Origin of the sequence: Microvirga sp. CF3016 (assembly GCF_036314085.1) — a bacterium.
In the GTDB taxonomy this organism is placed as follows: Bacteria; Pseudomonadota; Alphaproteobacteria; order Rhizobiales; family Beijerinckiaceae; genus Microvirga.
In genome coordinates this window covers 216,122-230,812 of sequence record NZ_JAYGGM010000008.1, presented here as the reverse complement: position 1 = coordinate 230,812, position 14,691 = coordinate 216,122, and the positions used below count along the sequence as shown (strand labels likewise).

At 67.3% G+C, this 14,691-nt stretch carries 8 protein-coding genes; 2 read left to right on the top strand and 6 right to left on the bottom strand.

All coding sequences use genetic code 11. The features are described 5' to 3' along the window. Positions 1-81: 81 nt before the first annotated feature. Both accD and VB672_RS14115 read left to right on the top strand, forming a co-directional pair. Entirely contained in the window at positions 82-972 is an 891-nt protein-coding gene (gene accD, locus VB672_RS14120; RefSeq protein ID WP_329784828.1) for an acetyl-CoA carboxylase, carboxyltransferase subunit beta, read from the top strand. Positions 973-986: 14 nt separating this feature from the next. Further along, entirely contained in the window at positions 987-2,312 is a 1,326-nt protein-coding gene (locus VB672_RS14115; RefSeq protein WP_329784827.1) for a bifunctional folylpolyglutamate synthase/dihydrofolate synthase, read from the top strand. Positions 2,313-2,387: 75 nt separating this feature from the next. Here VB672_RS14115 and trxA read toward each other — a convergent pair whose 3' ends face one another. From trxA to VB672_RS14085, 6 genes are all read right to left on the bottom strand, one after another. Further along, positions 2,388-2,708 (bottom strand): thioredoxin, encoded by a 321-nt coding sequence (gene trxA / locus VB672_RS14110; protein ID WP_036360939.1) that lies wholly within the window; start codon positions 2,706-2,708, stop codon positions 2,388-2,390. A gap of 102 nt (positions 2,709-2,810) precedes the next feature. Continuing rightward, complete coding sequence (gene addA, locus VB672_RS14105; RefSeq protein WP_329784826.1) at positions 2,811-6,245, bottom strand: double-strand break repair helicase AddA; 3,435 nt, start codon at positions 6,243-6,245, stop codon at positions 2,811-2,813. Next, complete coding sequence (gene addB, locus VB672_RS14100; RefSeq protein ID WP_329784825.1) at positions 6,242-9,418, bottom strand: double-strand break repair protein AddB; 3,177 nt, start codon at positions 9,416-9,418, stop codon at positions 6,242-6,244. The genes addA and addB overlap by 4 nt, the downstream gene beginning before the upstream one ends. A gap of 57 nt (positions 9,419-9,475) precedes the next feature. Beyond that, complete coding sequence (locus tag VB672_RS14095) at positions 9,476-10,210, bottom strand: nucleotidyltransferase family protein (protein WP_329784824.1); 735 nt, start codon at positions 10,208-10,210, stop codon at positions 9,476-9,478. Between the two features lie 9 nt (positions 10,211-10,219). Then, positions 10,220-11,806: a tRNA (adenosine(37)-N6)-threonylcarbamoyltransferase complex ATPase subunit type 1 TsaE gene (tsaE, locus tag VB672_RS14090; protein ID WP_329784823.1), complete on the bottom strand. Its 1,587-nt coding sequence runs from the start codon at positions 11,804-11,806 to the stop codon at positions 10,220-10,222. 8 nt (positions 11,807-11,814) lie between these two features. Next, entirely contained in the window at positions 11,815-14,352 is a 2,538-nt protein-coding gene (locus tag VB672_RS14085; RefSeq protein WP_329784822.1) for a PAS domain-containing sensor histidine kinase, read from the bottom strand. Between the last annotated feature and the right edge of the window lie 339 nt (positions 14,353-14,691).

Genomic DNA, 14,691 nt, shown 5'->3' with positions numbered 1-14,691 from the left:
CCATGGCAGGCATCCACGCCTCCAGCGTGGTCAGACGTGGATGGCCGGGCAGGACCCGGCCATGACGAGAGGATTGAAGCGATGAACTGGATTTCCGAAGTCGTCCGTCCGAAGATCAAGACGCTCTTCAAGCGCGAGACGCCGGACAATCTCTGGATCAAGTGCCCGGAAACGGGCCAGGTGGTGTTCCACAAGGACGTGGAGGCGAACCAGTGGGTGATCCCCGGCTCCAACCACCACATGCGGATCTCCGCTACCCAGCGCCTGCAGCTCATGTTCGACAACGGAACCTGGCTCGACGTGGCCCTGCCGGAGGTGGCGGTCGATCCGCTCAAGTTCCGTGACGAGAAGCGCTACATCGACCGCCTGAAGGACGCCCGCACCAAGACCGGCCAGCAGGATGCCTTCAAGGTCGGCTTCGGCCGGGTCGAGGACCTGCCGATGACGATCGCCGTGCAGGATTTCGGCTTCATGGGCGGCTCCCTCGGCATGGCGGCGGGCGAGGCCTTCATCAAGGGCGCCGAGACGGCCCTCGACAAGAAGACGCCCTATGTGCTCTTCGCCGGCTCCGGCGGCGCGCGCATGCAGGAGGGAATCCTGTCCCTCATGCAGATGCCCCGCACCACGGTGGCGATCCGCCGCCTGCGCGATGCCAAGCTGCCCTATATCGTCGTGCTCACGAACCCGACCACGGGCGGCGTGACGGCGTCCTATGCCATGCTCGGCGACGTGCATCTGGCCGAGCCCGGCGCGCTCATCGGCTTTGCCGGCCCGCGCGTGATCGAGCAGACCATCCGCGAGAAGCTGCCCGACGGCTTCCAGCGCGCCGAGTATCTCAAGGAGCACGGCATGGTGGACGCGGTGGTGCATCGCCACGACCTCAAATCGACCGTTGCGCGCCTCTCGCGCCTCTTCACCAAGGCGCCGGCGGCTTCGCCTGGAACGACGGCCGTTGCGGTCGCCGCCGAGTAAGCGAGATCAGGGCGATGGAATCCTCCGATGCGCTGATCGCGCGCTTTCTCGCCCTGCATCCGAAGACCATCGATCTTTCGCTCGGGCGCATCCAGCGGCTTCTGGCTCAGCTCGGCCATCCGGAGCGCCGCCTGCCGCCGGTGATCCATGTGGCCGGCACCAACGGCAAGGGTTCGACCATCGCGTTCATGCGGGCGATCCTGGAGAGCGCGGGACTCGCCGTTCACGTCTATACCTCGCCCCATCTCGTGCGCTTCCACGAGCGCGTCCGCCTCGGACGCTTCGGGGGCGGGCGCTACGTGAGCGAGGAAAGACTCGTCGAAGCCTTCCGGCGCTGCGAAGCGGTGAATGCGGGCGAGCCCATCACGGTGTTCGAGATCACGACCGCGGCCGCCCTGCTGATCTTCTCGGAGGAGCCCGCCGACGTGCTCCTGCTGGAGGTCGGTCTCGGCGGGCGGTTCGATGCCACCAACGTCATCGACAGGCCGGCTGCTGCCGTGGTCACGCCCATCGGGCACGATCACGCGGAATATCTCGGCACGACGCTGAAGGCCATTGCCCGGGAGAAGGCGGGCATCTTCAAGCGCGGGTGTCCGGCCGTCATCGCGCCGCAGGATTACACGGAGGCCGATCAGACCCTGCATGATGAGGCGGAACGCATCGGTGCCTCCCCGCTTCTCATCGGCCAGCAGGATTTCTCCGTGCACGAGGAGGGCGGGCGGCTCGTCTACCAGGACGAGAAGGGCCTGCTCGATCTTCCGCGGCCCAGACTTGTCGGGCGTCACCAATTCATCAACGCCGGAACGGCCATCGCGGCCCTGCGTGCGGCAGGCTTCGAGCAGTTCGAGACCTCGGCTTTCGAGGCGGGCCTCACCCGCGCCGAATGGCCGGGCCGCCTCCAGCGCCTGAACCGGGGCCGCCTGCCGGAGATTGCGCCCAAGGGCTGCGAGCTCTGGCTCGACGGCGGTCACAACCCCGATGGCGGCCGGGTGCTCGCCGCCGCCATGGCGGACCGGAGCGAGCGCTCGGACGCGCCGCTCGTGCTGATCACGGGCATGCTCGGCACCAAGGATTCTCAGGCCTTCTTCAAGAACTTCTCCGGTCTCGCCCGAGAGGTGATCGCCGTCCCGATTGCCGGCCAGATCGCCGCGCGCCCGGCGGACGAGGTCGCGGCGATCGCCGGTAGCGTCGGGCTCACGACCTCGACGGCTCCGAGCGTCGAATCGGCGCTCGCCTCGCTCCACAACTACGTCTGGGACCACCCTCCCCGGGTGCTGATCTGCGGCTCTCTCTACCTCGCCGGCGAGGTGCTGGCGGCGAACGGGACGCTGCCGGAGTAATCCCGCGCCATGATCGCCGGCACAAGAGAAAAGGGGCCTTTCGGCCCCTTTCGTAACTTCCCGATCTCAGTCCGATCAAGCCGAAGCCTGGATCCAGCGGGACAGCTCGCCCTTGGGAGCGGCGCCGACCTTCTGGGCGACGACCTTGCCGTCCTTGAACATCATGAGCGCCGGGATCGACCGGATGCCGAGCTGGGAGGAGATCTGCGGGTTCTCGTCCACGTTGAGCTTGGCGATCTTCACCTTGCCGGCCATCTCGTCGGAAATCTCTTCGAGGGCCGGGCCGATCATGCGGCAGGGACCGCACCATTCCGCCCAGAAATCGACCACGACGGGCTCGGAGGATTGCAGGACATCCTGCGCGAAGCTTGAGTCGGTCACCTTTACGGTCGCCATACCATCACCTTTGACGTTGAACGCGACTCAGGATCCGAGCCGCTCGGCTATAGGGCCAAGGTAAGAACCCGGCCTGAGGGAATCAAGCAAGGGCGCCGGCCCTCACGCGGCTTTGATGAGGGTAAGTGCCGATTCCAGGTCGGGTTCCATGAGCTCATGGATGGCCGGTCCTGCCGTCCAGACCAGGAAGGTGCGGATGCGCTTGCCCGGGTAGATCTCGGCAAGGAGCGTCCGGTAGAGGGCGAGCTGCGCCACGTAAGCCCGCGGCGGCGGCTGGCCGGGCTTGGGTGGGCGCGCCGTGGTCTTGAAATCGGCCACCAGCACCTCCGTCTCGAGGACCGCCACCCGGTCGATCTGGCCCGACACCAGGATCTCGCCCTCCGGCGTCAGCACCCGCCCGGCGATCGGCGCCTCGGCCCGTGAACCCTTGCCGAAGAGGGGCCTGAGGTCGGGATGGTCGAGGACATCAAGGGTATCGGCCAAGATCGATTCGCCTAAGGCCGCGGAGAGGCGCGGCGCCCGCGCCTTCACATAAGCCCGCGCCATGCTCTCCCGGTGTTCCGGCGCCAGCGCCGGCAGGCGCTCCAGCAGGGCATGGACCAGGGTGCCGCGCAGGCGCGCCTCCGGTGCGTAGGGTCCGTCGCCCGGCCGCGTCATGCGATCGGCGGCGCCGAGCGCGCTGGAGGGGCGGATCGGGGGCAGGGGTTCGGGTTCCGGCGAGGCTGCATGCGTCAACCAATCCGGGACGGCGATGGGATCGAGCGGCTGGATATCGGATTCCGCCGCCAGCGTGCGGGCCAGCGGCGAGCCCTCCCGCCAGACTGAGATCGGGCCGTAGGGCGCTTCGTCCAGCTCCAGGCCGCCGGCCTTTTCGACGAGGCCATGACGGATCATCTCGCACCAGGCTTCCTGCGGCGATTCCTTCTTGCCCGTGAGATACGGCGCGATCACCAGCCGGTCCTTGGCACGGGTCATGGCGACGTAGAGCAGCCGGTTGTGCTCCTCGCGGCCTTTGGCATGCAGAAGGTCGCGCGCCTGCGCCACCACGCTCGAATCGGAAGATTTGCCCGGCGACCACACGGGAATCCTGTCGCCCGTTGCCGTCTGCAAGAGCAGCAGCGGCGGATCGCGCCCCAGCACCTCGCAGCCGTCGATGAGCACCACGATGGGAGCCTCGAGGCCTTTGGCGCCGTGCACGGTCATCACGCGCACTTCGTTGTTCACGGAATCCAGGTCGCGCTTGATCGTATGGTCGGCCGATTCGAACCGGCTGAGGAAGTAGGAGAGCGAAGGTGTCTCCGTCATCTCCGACTGATGCGCGAAGCACAAGAACGCATCGATGGCGTCGCCCGCCTCGCTGCCGAGGCGCGCCACGAGCAGCGAACGGCCGCCACGGGGACCGAGCAGAGTGGCGAAGAACCCGAAGGGGCCGTGGACGCGGGCCAGCTCGCGCCACGCGGCGAGCGCCTCGCATCCGCGCTTCGCTTTCGCATCGCCGGCATCTGCATGGCGCGTCAGGGCGACGTGCAGGGATTCCTCGTCCGCGCGGTCGGCGGCGATGCGGATGAGATCATCGTCGGTGAGGCCCACGAGCGGCGATTTGAGCGCAGTTGCGAGGGTGAGATCATCGTCGGGCAGGAGCGCCGCACGCCCCGCCGCCACGAGATCGAGCACGGCGATGTGCTCGCCGATGTTGAGCCGGTCCGCGCCCGCCACCGGCACGCCCGCTTCCTTCAGGGCGCGGATCACCGCCTCGAAGGCGGCGCCGCGCTTACGCACCAGGACGAGCACGTCGCCCGCAGTCCAGACGCGGCCTGTCTCATCGCCCTTGGTGGTCCAGCACTTCACGGCCTGCGCGATGCGGCGCGCGACGATCACGGGCGGGGCTTGCTGCTCCGGCTCGTCGATGGGCAGCACCCAGGCCTCGGGTTCTTCTTCGTCCGCCGGCGTTTCGACCGGCCACAGCTCGACGAGGCCGGGCGCATGCGGGCGGGCGCTCTCGTGCACGGTGCCGACTGCCTTGTCCTCGAAGGACAGGCCCTTGAAGTGCCGGTCGACCGCGAAGGTCGCATCCACGGCCGAGAGCACCGCCCTGGCCGAGCGGAACGACATGGTGAGCGACACATCCTCGAAGTGAAGCTCCGCCTGCTTGACCTTCTGCGACCAGGCGCGGCGCGTGGACTCGAATTCCTGCGGGGCGGCTCCTTGAAAGCCGTAGATCGACTGTTTCGGATCGCCCACGGCAAAGAGCGTGCGTACGCGCCCGCCCGCAGCACCGGCGCCTGCCGTGAAATCCTCGGTAATCTTGCGCAGGATCTCCCATTGCTCCGGGTTCGTGTCCTGCGCCTCGTCGATCAGCACGTGATCGATGCCGCGATCGAGCTTGTAGAGAACCCAGGCCGTGTCGCCGCGAGAGAGAAGGGCCAGCGTCTTGTCGATGAGATCCTGAAAGTCGAGGGCGCCGAGGCGCATCTTCGCCTGCTCGACGCGGGTGTGGATTTCGGCCGCCAGCGTGAACAGCGCATTGGTGCGCTCGAGCGCACGCGCGGCCTTGCGCCTGTCGATCAGCGAGCACACCCGCTCCTGCTCTCGCAGCAACGCGTCCTTCAGGCTCTCGCCGACATCCTTGGTGAGGAAGGCCGAGCCCTTGCGCGGCGTTCCCTCATTGGTGAGGAAGACGGAGAGATACTTCTCGAGCTTCTCTGAGATATCCTTGGCCTCAGCAGCGGCGATCAGGGAGTCGGCCCGCTTCTGGTCCGTCGCCTTTCCGGCGCGCAGCTCCTGCGCGATAGGCGGCCAGTCTTCCGGCTTGAGGCCGCCTTCGAGCATCATGCGCTCGATGGTCTCGAGCGTCTCGCCCGGCCCCAGCCCGAGTTCTGCGCGAAGCCGTGCAGGCCGCTCCGGATCGTGCAGGACGGTTTTGCACCTCAAGGCCGCGTTGATGGCTGCGGTGAGCGCATCGCCTACCGCATCGACACTGATGGTGTCGAGGGCCTCGGCAAGTTCCGGATAGTTGCCGCCTGCCGCATCGGCCATCACGTTGGCGGCGGCCTGCGCCAGCATCTCGTCGGTCTGGCTCTCGTCGAGCACGGCGAAGCGCGCGGGCACGTTGGCCTCGAAGGGCACGAGATGGAGAAGGCGCTCGCAGAACGCGTGGATGGTGTCGATCTTGAGGCCACCCGGCGTTTCCACCGCGCGCGCAAACAACGTGCGCGCGAGCTTGACCTGCTGGCGCGTCGGCTTCGCGCCCTCAAGCTCCGTCAGCTCCCTGACGAGGCTCTCCTCGTCGAGCGTCACCCAGCGGCCGAGGCGCTCGAAGACGCGGATCGCCATGTTGGCGGCAGCGGCCTTGGTGAAGGTGAGGCACAGGATCCGGCCCGGCAGCGAACCCGCGAGCAGCAGCCGCACGACCCGGTCGGTCAGCACCTTGGTCTTGCCCGCTCCCGCATTGGCCGACACCCAGGCCGAGGCGCGGGGATTGGCGGCGCGGCGCTGCGCGTCCTTGGTGTATTCCGGGATGACGAGATCGGCGCTCATTCGGATCCCTCACCGCCACCCGCGCTCGCCAGCGACCATTCCTTCACGCGCGCCAGATGATCGTATTCGGAGAAGCGGCGCGCATATTTCGGGAAGGGGCGCGAGACGTAGGCCGCTTCGCCCTTGGCGTAACGCACGATCATGCCCTCGAACCGGCGGCGATGCTCTTCCACGATCTCCGCGACGGTTCGCGTTTCCTTGCCCGTCGGGCCGATCTCGCGCGGCTTGATCGGCTCGCGCCCGCCGGTGGTGTGGATGTAGATCAGGTCCGGCGTTTCCTTTGCCTTGGGCAGGCCTTTGAAGGCGCCCTTCATCAGCATCATGGCTTCCAGCGTGAGCTGCGGCGAGAAGCCGGCATAGACCTCTTTCACGCCGGGCGGCTGGCCCGTCTTGAAATCGATGATGGCGAAGCCGCCGTCGCGGCGGTGCTCGATGCGGTCGGCACGGGCCCGGAGGTTGAACACCGAGCCGTCCGGCAGCGGGATCGACAATCGGCCCGAATGCTCCGCATGGACTTCGAGGAGTGCAGGACGACGGGCCTGCTCCCACGTCACGAACTCGGTGGCAAGCCTCGTGAAGCGCGGCCACCATTCCGCATAGAGCTCGGGATAGGCTTCTCCGATCTCGGCAAAGGCGTCTGTGCCCAGCGCGAGCAGTTCTTCCAGCGCATGGGCTGGAACGGCCTTCGGATAGGCCTCGGCGAATTTCCCGAGCACGTCATGAATGATCGTGCCGCGCTCCGCCGCGCTCGGCGTGACTGCAATCGCATCCAGAGCGTCGAGCTTGAGGATGTGACGTGCGAAGATGGAATAGGGGTCGCGCACCAGCGTCTCGATCTCCGTGACGCTCAAGGAACGCGGGAACAGGGCCGGATCGGGCCTGGGTCGTGGGCGCGGCAGCGGTGGCGCGGGTTCCGGCGTGTCGAGGGTGCGGGCGAGGCGGCGGTAATATTCTCCCGCCTTTATCATGCGCTCCCACACCTCCTTGCCCGTGAAAGCCTTGAGGCGCTGCAGGAAGCGCGAGGGCACCATGGGCGAGCCGTCGCGCTTGTGGGCGCGCGTGATCACCACGTCGCGCGTGCCCAGCGCCTGAACGAAATCATGCGCCGTCTGGCCGACGCGCCGCTCCGGCGGCATCAATCCGACGCGTGAGCGCATAGGGCGGTTAAGGAATGCATCCGTCACCGTACGGGGCGGCCAGGAGCCCTCGTCCAGCCCGCCGAGCACTACACGGTCGACGGAGAGCAGGCGCGCTTCGAGGAGACCGAGGATCTTGAGGCGGCGATGCGTGGCGCGGGGCGAGGGGCTCAAAGCGCGCTGCTTGGCGAGCGCCGTGAAGAAGGTGGGGTAGTCGACGAAGCGGCCTGCAAGCGGATGGCCCTCTTCGGCACGGATATCGGAGTGTTCGAGATCGTCGAAGAGTGCGGCAAGCGCTTCCCTCGAAGCGTCATCCTCCTGGTCGTCCGGCGCATCATCCGGCCCGGTCCAGAGCAGCTCGACGGCCCGGCGGTGATCCTCCACCAGGGCCATGAGATCGAGTTTGCCTTCGCCGTGCGCCGCAGGCGTGAAGGTGTCGAAGGCCACGCCGAGGCGCTGCAGCAGGTCGTCGGCGAGGTCCCAGTCGGCCTCCGCCAGTCGCTTGCGCGGACGCGGCGTGCGATGATCGATCTCGGCGCGGCGGCTGGCGAGGGCCGCGCGCACGCCCTCGATGCCGAGCGCAGGAGCAGGCCCGCGCAGCACGCCGATTTCGAGCACGCTCGCGGCGTGCTCCACCGTCTCGCGGGACAAGCCGAGACGTACCATCGGATGCGCAAGCAACGCCAAAAGGCGCACGGGCCTCAGATCGTCGGCGGCCGCTTCGGCTGTCAGACGCGCAAGCCGCCCCGCCGGTGTGTCGGACAGCGGAATGCCGGCGGAATCCTCGACGCTCAGGCCCCAGCGACCAAGTTCCGCGGTGACGCGTGCCGCGAGTGCGCGATCGGGCGTAACGAGGGCGGCCGTCCTGTGCGGATGGGCGATCGTCTCGCGCAGCGCGATGGCGATGGCGAGAGCTTCCTCGCGTTCGTCCGTGGCCTCGGTAATGGCGAGACCTTCGCATCCGCTTGCGCTCAGGGCCACGCGCTCCTCGGGCGCGATCAGGGACCAGCGGTCCGTGGTGTCGGCCGGGCGCAGGGCTTGCGAGAGCAGATGGTTGCGGGCGCGTGCCGCCTCCGGCACGTCGCCGAGAACGGTGACGGCAGCACGCGGGACGCGCAGGTGCCTGTCGAGGAGGCGGCGCAGGGACGCCTGCGGGTGTCCGTGCACCGGATCGGTCTCGTCGTCGCCGACGCCGCCGATGGTGAGCCAGCTCTCCTCGTCGAGATCCGTGTCGAGGCCGGGCAGCACGATGGCACCCTTGGGCAGGCGCGCGATGACGCCCATGAGGTTCGCGCTCGCCGGCACGGAGCCGGTCGAGCCGGCGACGATGATCGGATGCTCCGGCCGCTCGCGGGTGAGACGCCGCGCCTCGGCTTCGAGCAAGGCGTTGCGCCGCTGCGCCGGGTCGCTCGCCTGGCGTTCGGCGAGGATCTTGGGCCAGTTCTCGCTCGCGATCTGCACGAAGTGGCGGGTGATCTCGAAATACTTCGAGTAGTCGGAATCCACCGCCAGCTCGAGAGCATGCCAGTCGATGCCTTCCGTGGTGAAGGCATCCATCAGGGTTTCCAGATCGCCCGCGAGGTTCACCGCGTCGGCCGGGGAGGCCGGCACCATGAAGGGCACCTCGGGGCCGAGCTGCAGCAGTGCGCGGTCCACTTCCGCCGACCAGCGTTGCACGAGGCGCGTGAGGATGAGGCGACGCTCCAGAGGCGGGATCGGCGGCTTGAGGCTCGCGGCCTCCTGCAGGGGCGTGCCCTCCAGGCCCGTCAGCTCGAACTCGGCCTCGTCGGTTTCGCCCAAGGGGACGATGCGCGGCAGCAGCTGCGCCTTGCCTTCGCCGCGCTCGGCGAGAAGAGCGATCAGCGCGCGGGTGGCGCGGCGGTTGGGAACGTAGATCGTGATGTCGGCAAGCGCCGCGGGATCGTCAGGCAGCGGGCCGACGAGTCGGCCGTCGAGCAGCGCATCCACCAGGGTCGGCAGGAAGGCGCAACCCGGAGGAATGGAAAACACGCGCGGCGAAGTCTTTGAATCATGCATGACCTTATCGGAAAACCGGTTCCCACTTTTCCGGGTCATACTCGACACCACGAAACCTCATCGCTTGCTGGCGGCAAGGCACCTTTCGGCCTCGGCAATCGCCTGAGGCTCTCCAACATGCAGCCATTGCCCCTCCATGCACAAGCCGTAGAGGCGATCCTTGGCGACAGCGCGGTCGTAGAACGCGTTGGCGGAGAACGCTCCATCCGGGGTTCCGTGAACGAGTTCCGGCTTCACGATGGCCACGCCCGCATAGGCAAAAGGAGCGCTCGGATCCGTTCCGCGGCGGCGCAGACGACTGCTGTCGTCCATGTGGAAATCGCCAGGGCCTTCGAAGCCAATGCTTGTGGATAACGGTGCCACGAGCATCAGGATGTCCATCCGCTCCGGGTCCCAGGCCCTCACGAGACGCTTCAGATTGGGCTCTTTCCCCTCGATCCAGAGCGAATCGGAATTGAAGGTGATGAAGGGCGCATCGCCCAGAAGCGGCAGGGCCTTCTTCACGCCGCCGCCGGTTTCGAGCAGCGCGTCGCGCTCGTCCGAAATGACGACGCGCGGCACCTCGCGGGTGCTCAAGTGCGCTTCGAGCATGTCGGCGAAATGATGCACGTTCACCACCACCGTCTCCATGCCGGCCTCGTGCAGCCGGTCGAGGGCGAAGTCGATGAGGCTTTGTCCTGCCACCTTCACGAGGGGCTTCGGCATGGTAGCGGTGATCGGCAGCATGCGCTTGCCCAGGCCTGCGGCGAGGACGATGGCTTTGCGAGGCGCGCGCGAGGAGGTCTGGGACAAGGAGCTGGCTCAGATTTCGGGAGGGACGTCATCCCCATACGGGATGAGCCTCGGCAGATAGTTTTCATACCAGCCTTTGAGCTTCCCCAGGGCCGGATGGGCGAGGTTGCGGATGAGGTAGGCTTCGATCCGCGGCAGGTGCTTGAGGTAATGCGGCTTGCCATCGCGCCGGTCGAGGCGGGCGAAGATCCCGAGGATCTTGGTGGCGCGCTGGCCGGCCATGATGGCGTAGGCGCGGGCGAAGGCCGAGACGTCGAAGGCGGGATCGGCGGCCTTCCGGTCGCGGGCATAAAGGCCGATGAGCTTCAGCTCCAGTTCCGGCGGCACCGTCACGCGCGCATCCTGCAGGAGCGACGCCACGTCGTAGGCGGGCGAGCCCAGCACGGCATCCTGGAAGTCGATCATGCCGACGCGCTGGAGGCCTTCGCGTTCCGGCAGCCAGATCAGGTTGGGCGAATGATAGTCGCGCAGGGTCCAGGTGACCGGGGCGGAGAGAACCTCGCCCAGGGTCTCGGTCCAGAGATTGACGAATTCGGCCCGGGCGGAGCCCGAGAGCTGCGTGCCGATGATGTGGGGTACGTACCAGTCGAGGAGCAGCTCCACCTCGATCAGGAGCGCTTCGAGATCATAGGGCGGAATCGAGTGATCGATACCCTCCGCCACCGGCAGCACCTGCGGCAGGGTCTGGCCATGGAGCTGCGCCAGAAGCCGCGTCGCCTCCGCGTAGCGCTCCGGGATCGGCTCGTTTTCATGCGTGAAGGGCTCGGCGCCGAGATCCTCGATGAGGAGGAGACCCGCCCCCAGGTCCTCGCCGTAGATGTAGGGCGCGCTGAAGCCGAGAGCCCGCAGGCCCTTGTCCATGGCGACGAATGCATTCACCGTCTCGGCGAGCTTCGCGATGGTCGTGTAGGGTTTGCCTCGCCGCACCGCGGGCCCGACCGGACGCGGGGGAGAGATCATCAGGAGCGCGGTCGAGCCGTCAGGCTTCACGAGGCGCTCGTAGGAGCGGATCACCGAGGCGTCGCCGGTCATGGGGCGGCGCGATGCATCGCCCCAGCCGCAGCGCTCCACCAGGTTGCGATAGGCCTTCATGCGCTGGAGCCGGGACGCGAAGGCGCCCGTTCCCGTCAGCATGGCGATCCGGCCTCTGCCTTGGCCGCCGGGGGCAAAATCGAGGCGGACGTCGAGATGCTCGGGCTTCAGCGCATCCTCGGCGCGTTCCGGCCATTCCACGAGGGCGATGGCGTTCTCCGTCATCTCGTCCCAGCCCAGCTCCACCAGTTCGTAGCCGCCGGAGAGGCGGTAGAAATCCGCATGGACGATGGGGCAGCGCGGCCCGTCATAGACCTGCATCAGCGTGAAGGTGGGGCTTGGAACCTCGAGCTCAGGCTCGCCGGCGAGGGTACGGATCAGGGCGCGGGCCAGCGTCGTCTTGCCGGCGCCGAGGCCGCCTGAGAGGGTCACCAGATCGCCGGCTTTCAGCTCTTCGGCCAGGATCCGCGCGAAGCGCTCCGTCGATTGGTGGTCGGGAAGCGTCACGATCCATGCGGCCTGCAGAATGTCTTGCTCGGGCATGAGGGCCAGTCCATTCACCATCGCTGTTCCTACTCGGCTGCGATTGGAGTTAGCGCAGATTGCGCGGATCGGCCATCGGACGGCGTCTCGTGCCGGTCGTTGGGGAAGATGCACGTGACCGTAGTGCCGACGCCCGGGGCGGACGACACCTCGATGCGCCCGCCATGCAGCTCCACGAAGGAGCGCACGATCGACAGGCCCAGGCCCACGCCGCGATGGCGCGTTCCCAGCGTATGGCTCTCGAACCGCTCGAAGATGCGCGCCTTGATCTCGGGCGGGATGCCGCGACCCTGATCCTTCACGTCGAAGATAACTTCGCCGCCACGCTTGCGCGCCGAAACCCGGATGGTCTGGCCCGGCGACGAGAAGCCGACCGCGTTCGAGAGCAGGTTGAACAGGATCTGGCGCACGCGCTTGCCGTCGGCTACGAAGGTGCCGATGTCGTCAGGGGTATCGACGACCACGGTGAGCGAGGATTCCGCGAGCCGGTCCTCCAGTCCGCGCATGGCGGCTTCGATGGTGGAGCGAATATCGACGATCTCGGGCGTCAGCTCCAGGGAGCCTGTGTCGATGGATGCGAGATCGAGAATGTCGTTGAGGATCGCAAGCAGCGCCGCCGAGGAGCGCATGATGTGCTCGGCATAATCGCGCTGGCGCGGATTGAGGGCGCCCACGGTCTCGTCGCCGAGCAGCTGCGTGAAGCCGATGATGTTGGTCAGCGGCGAGCGCAGCTCGTAGGACACGTGATGCACGAATTCGTCGCGCAGGCGCGAGGCGCGCTCAAGCGCGTCGTTGCGCTCGGTGAGCGCACGCTCCACGTTCACGCTTGCGGTCACGTCGGTGAAGCTCAGAAGCGTCGCGCCGTCGGGCAGGGGCTGTGCGGTGCAGTCGAGCGCCGAGCCGTCATGCCGCTCGATCCGGCAGGTGAGGCCCATGCGCATGTCGGCAAGCCCCGCCACCGCGCCGCGAATGTCGATCCACGGCTCGTCCTGCGAGGCCAGGAGACGGCAGGCCTTGATGATCGTGTCGATATGCGGGTTCTCGCCCGTCATCTCGGGCGGCAGGTTCCACATCTCGGCGAAGGCGCGGTTGTGCAGCTTGAGGCGCCCGTCGGAACCGAACACGGCGACGCCTTCCTTCAGCGTGTCGAGGGTCTCGGACTGGACGCGGGTCAGAGAATGCACCTGCGAGGCGAGCTCGAAGCGCTCGCTCACGTCGTCGAAGAGATAGGTCACGCCGCCCTGCGGATTGGGGTTGATGACCACGCGCAGCGTTCGCCTGTCGGGCAGGTGCCACCAGGTCTCCTGCTGCTCGACCGAGCGATATCCCTGCAGAAAGTCGGCCTTCCACGCGCGGAAGTCCGCCTGCTCGGGCAGCTTGCGAGCGGCGCGCAGGCGGTCGAGCACTTCGCTGTCTGTGGGACGCGAGGCGAGAAAGGCTGGATCGAGGCCCCAGAGTTGCTGATAGGCCGCATTGCTGAAGATGAGGGCTTGCGATCCGTCGAAGATGGCGACGGCCGTCGGCAGCTGATCCAGGGTTCGCACATGAGCGTCCATCTGGCGCTGCAGATCGGTGCGAACCGCTTCGAGTTCCGACACGTCCACGGCGATTCCCGCGCTGCCGCCGGCGGTCGGGCGCTCGATCACCTCGAGAACGGCGCGGTGGCCCGCCACCACGGCCGTCACCCGGCCCGAGAAGGTGGTGCCGGATTGGCGCTGGCGCCGCGCCTCGTCACGGGTGATCGCGCCGAGGAGTTCGAGGGAGCGGGCGATGGCGTCGTCGAGATCCTTGGCCTCGACCGAGCGCAGATAGGCCTGGTTGGCCCAGAGCAGCTTGTCGTCCTGATCCCGGATCCACAGCGGATAGGCGACGTCGTCGAGCAGCATCGTCATGGCCCGCAGGTCGCTGCGCGCGGTCGCCAGATGACTTTGAGTCTTCATGAGTTCGGCCCGGTCGCCCGTCACGTCCCGCAGGCGCAGGATCGCCCGTCCGCCGATGGTGCGGCCTTCCACGTCGACGAAGCGGCTGCCCGTCGTGCAGCGGCCGGTCAGGCGGAAGCTCTGGCCGCGCTGCTTGAGCTGTTCGAGGGCACTTTCCACGGCGGCTGCATCGGTCGGCGCGAGCCAGGTGCCGAACGCCAGGGCACGCTGGGCCGGTGCATTCTCGCCGACGATGGACGGGTCGCCCTGGAAGCGCGGCTCTCCGTCCCGTCCGTGCCAGCTCACCAGAAGCTGGCGTTCAGAGCCCATGAGAAGGGCTGCGAGATCGTCCGCACCCCGCAGGGCATCGAGCTCGTTCCGCAGACGCCGCTCCACCCGGGCGGAGCGCTTCTGCTCGCGCATGAGCAGCAGGGCCGTGGTGGTCGAGAAGGCCACGAGGCCCATGAAGAGGCCGAAATAGGCCGCGTTGTGCAGGTCGAAGCTGTGGAGGAAGCCGAGGAGATCCGAGGCCCCTTCTCTGATGGGGAGGAGCAGGTCGTTGGCGAAGGCCGAGGGAGCGGTGCCGGCCAGGAGCGCCAGGGACAAGGGCACACGGGCGGAGCCGACGAGAGAGACTCTCCCGTCCATTCTGCCATCGTGACACTCCCATTGCCCGGCCATGCCGTGCTGCCCTTCCTTGGTTGGCGGCCCGACGACCAGGCCAAGTTGGATCGATCCCCGGCCGCGCTTCATGACGCCACAGAGGTCAACCGTCTACGCATGAACGGAACTGCCGGCGCAGGTTCGAAACCACAGCACAGCCGGTCGATTCGGGTTCACTCTAGACCACCCCTGACTCCGCCAGGAAGGGGGTTAACACCGGCTTAAACTTCCTTTGGAGAACCTGTGCGCAATTCGTCGAACCATATTGCATTTCTGACACACACATGCCGGTGCGACACTCTGACGATTCGATAGGCGGCCAAC